General features: G+C 71.9%; 4 protein-coding genes. 1 reads left to right on the forward strand and 3 read right to left on the reverse strand.

The window, feature by feature from the left end; genetic code table 11:
• The 3 genes from D455_RS0113015 to D455_RS0113025 all read right to left on the reverse strand — a co-directional run.
• The coding region (locus D455_RS0113015; protein ID WP_017571159.1) for a hypothetical protein at nt 1-1,416 on the reverse strand (1,416 nt) is incomplete at its 3' end.
• Nucleotides 1,413-2,168 (reverse strand): ABC transporter ATP-binding protein, encoded by a 756-nt coding sequence (locus tag D455_RS0113020; protein WP_017571160.1) that lies wholly within the window; start codon nt 2,166-2,168, stop codon nt 1,413-1,415. The genes D455_RS0113020 and D455_RS0113015, both read right to left, overlap by 4 nt.
• Nucleotides 2,165-2,761: a TetR/AcrR family transcriptional regulator gene (locus D455_RS0113025; RefSeq protein ID WP_160167841.1), complete on the reverse strand. Its 597-nt coding sequence runs from the start codon at nt 2,759-2,761 to the stop codon at nt 2,165-2,167. Before D455_RS0113025 ends, D455_RS0113020 begins: the two co-directional genes overlap by 4 nt.
• A 268-nt stretch (nt 2,762-3,029) precedes the next feature.
• Here D455_RS0113025 and D455_RS33750 point away from each other — a divergent pair, with 268 nt between their 5' ends.
• The gene (locus D455_RS33750; protein ID WP_241480244.1) at nt 3,030-3,263 is read left to right on the forward strand and encodes a hypothetical protein; all 234 of its coding nucleotides are present in this window, start codon (nt 3,030-3,032) and stop codon (nt 3,261-3,263) included.
• Nucleotides 3,264-3,328 lie beyond the last annotated feature (65 nt).

A 3,328-nucleotide genomic window follows, 5' to 3' on the forward strand; every position in this document is an offset into this window, starting at 1 on the left:
GGCCGCGACGGCGACGACGAGGACGAGGACCGTCCACTGCCCGCCCGCGGGGTTGCCCGCGTGGTCCGCCGTGGACACCCGCTCACGCGCGTCCGAGCCGATGGCGGGCATGAGCGCGCTGAACAGCGGTGCGCCCGCGCACGCGGCGCCGGTGGCGGCGAGCGCCATCCCGAGCGCGACGGCCCAGAGGGGCGACTGGCTGACCAGACCCAACAGGGCCGTTCCGACGAGGACGGGGACGCCGAAGAGGATCATCCACGCGAGCTGCCGTCCGCGCACGTCGGCGCGGATCGCTCCCGGGGTGGTGATGAGCTGCCACAACGCGGTGCCGTCGAGGGCGTAGGTGTTCACCGCGACCATCGCGCCGAGCACCGCCGCCATGACGCCGACGAACGGCAGTGCCCAGGACCAGTTGGTGGGTGCGACCAGGGGGATCATGAGCAGCGGCGTGATCCATGCGTGGCCCAGCCCGAGTTTGCGGTGCGGGTCGCGGAACCACGTCCTCATCTCGCGGGTGGTCACCGCCCGGACCGCGCCGCCGCCCCGCGAACGAACCGAGGACGCGGAGCGTGTGGCGGTGACGGTGCTCCGCGCCCTGGCCGGCGGCTGACGGAGCGTGTACGCGGTGAGCGCGATCCAGCCGCCGTGGAGCACCGCCCCACCCGCGACGAGTCCGACGACCGGCATCATCACGGTGGCGAACGGGGCCGATGACGTCGCCGCGTCGAGGGCGGCGAGGCCCCAGCCCGTCGGCAGGGCCAGCAGCGCGTCCTCGATCCCCGTGGGCACCGCACCGGGCACCGGCGGCGTGACGATCTCGGCCCCGCCCTCCCCGAGGTCGGGCAGCACCAGGGCCATGAGGGGTACCCAGCCCGCGAAGGAGACCGCCAGGAGCACGGACATCTGGAACGCCGCGATCCACGTCCCCAGCGTCGAGCGCAGGAGGTGGGAGACCAGGGCCGTGGTGCACCTGCCGAGCCAGAGCAGGAAGAACATCTGCGCGGCGGCGGCCACGACCGCGACGGCCACGGTGGCCGGACCGTGGGGTGCGGCGACGACGACCATGCCGCTCAGAGCGAGGGTCGTGACGACGGTGCCCACACTGAGCACCTCACTCGCCGCCATCTCCCGCGCGATCCTGACCGGGTGCCGGGGCAGGGTACGGAACCATCCCGGGTGCAGGACCGGGGACGATCCGGGGAGCAGAACCGGGCCGAACAGCCAGGTCAGCCCGAACAGCGAGATCCCCACGGTCAGCCAGCTCGGGTGGACCGTCCCCGCCCGTCCGAGCACCGCGAGGGCGACGACCCCCGCCGCCGCGACGAGGCCGACGACGAGCCCGAAGCCGCGCTCGTCATTCGGGCCGTGCCGGATGATCCTCCACCGCAGAGAGGCGAACGCCGTACTCATCCTCACGCCAACCACCCGATCTCACGACGCGGGGCGGCGCCGACGAGGTCGACGAACGTGTCGTTGAGGGTGCTTCCGGCCCTGACCTCGTCGACCGTGCCCTCGGTCATGACGCGGCCGTCCTTGACCAGGGCCACCCGTTCGCAGGTGCGCTCGACGACGTCCATGATGTGGCTGGACAGCAGCACCGTTCCGCCACCGCCCACGTACTGCTCCAGCAGTCCCTCGATCGCTCGCGCCGACACCGGGTCGATGGCCTCGAAGGGTTCGTCGAGCACCAGCAGCCGGGGGCGGTGCAGCAGCGCCACGGCGAGGCCGATCTTCTTCCGCATCCCCGTCGAGTAGTCCACGATCAGCGTCGAAGGTGCGTGGTCCAGCTCCAGGATCTCCAGCAGGTCGGATGCGCGCTGAGACCACTCATCACCCATCCCGCGCAGCCGTGCGGTGTATTCGAGCAGTTCGCGACCGGTCAGTCGTTCGGGAAGGGAGAGGCCCTCCATCATGATCCCGAGCGTGTCGAGCACCCGTTCCCGATCGTTCGCGGCGTCGAACCCGGCGACCGTGACGGTGCCCGAGTCCGGGGCGAGCAGGCCGGCGATCATCGCCAACGTGGTCGACTTCCCGGCCCCGTTGGGGCCGACGACGCCGTAGAACATGCCAGCGGGAACCGCCAGGTCGATCGAGTCCACGACGAGATGGTCACCGAAGCGCTTGGTGAGCCCGGACAGTCGGACGGCGGGCGTGACCGTGGTACTCATGCTCCCACTCCTTGGAGGAACAGCGCGGTCAACTCCCGGGCGTAGGCGTCGACGTCGAAGTCGGGGTCGGCGACGATCCTCACCGCCGCCCCGTCGACGCAGCGCCGCAGGGTGTAGGCGGTCAGGCGCGCGTCGACCGCGCGGAACTCGCCCGTGGACAGTCCGTACTCGAACAGGAGCGCCGTGCCGGCGATGATCGGTTCCTCGGCGTCGGTGTCGAAGCGTGGTGTCCCGTCCTTGCGGCGCAGATTCGGCATCGCCTGCCCCAGGGCGGCCATCTCCCGACGGTGCGCGCCGATGAACCGGAGGTTGCCCTCGATGTAGGCCCGGAGCTTGCCCCGAGCCGTGGTGGCCGCGTCGATCTCCTGCTGTATAGCGGCGGAACCCGAGCCGAAGACCGTCTCGACCACGGACTCCACCACGGCCTCGTACAGGTCGTCCCGGCCCTCGAAGTGGTAGGAGATCAGCCCGCGACTGATCCCCGCCTCCGCGGCGATCGCGGCCAGCGTCGTGTTGTGCCATCCGTCCCGCGCGAGGCAGTCGATCGCCGCGTCGATGATCCGTCGGCGACGCACTTCCCGCGTCAATGTCACCGTCCGCCTCCCGTCCACTCCGATGCTTTGGCTTCCATGCCAAATTACTGGCATCGATGCCAAAGGGTAACAGGGGCGCCTGCCGCGTGCCTTCGTCGGCCGTGGGGGAGGGGCGGCGGATCGTTCCGGCGGGGGAGGAGGCCACGCGGGGGCGGCACCACGGGGACGAGGGTGACGACCAGCGACGCCCGCACACGGGAAAAGCCCGGGCCCCGGTCAGTCCGGTCGACCGCCCTCGGCGGCGCGCCCCCACGCGACGAGGTCCGCGATGTCCCGGTCCCCGGAGCGCGGTTCGCCCCGCTCGACGGCGGTGCCCACCCGCCGCCGCATGGCGGCCACGCGCGTTCTTGGGGCCCTCGCCGACGGCGCCCCGGTGAGTACGGCGACCGGCGTGTACCTCCACGTCCTGATGGCCGGGGTGCTCTTCGTCCTCGCCGCGGTACCCGCAGGTCTGGTGGCGCGCGGTCGGCCTGCCGTGCCGGCCGCGACCGGGGCACCGTAGCGTCCGTGTGCTCCCGTGGCCGGCCGGTGACCAGGATGGTCGAGCCGTACCGGCAGGGGTCGTAG

The organism is Nocardiopsis halotolerans DSM 44410 (genome assembly GCF_000341065.1).
GTDB classification, from domain to species: domain Bacteria; phylum Actinomycetota; class Actinomycetes; order Streptosporangiales; family Streptosporangiaceae; genus Nocardiopsis; species Nocardiopsis halotolerans.

Bases quoted from the DNA above. Each gene is read 5' to 3' on its own strand.
- D455_RS0113020 (WP_017571160.1), bottom strand. From the start codon at position 2,168: ATGAGTACCACGGTCACGCCCGCCGTCCGACTGTCCGGGCTCACCAAG.
- D455_RS33750 (WP_241480244.1), top strand. From the start codon at position 3,030: ATGTCCCGGTCCCCGGAGCGCGGTTCGCCCCGCTCGACGGCGGTGCCC.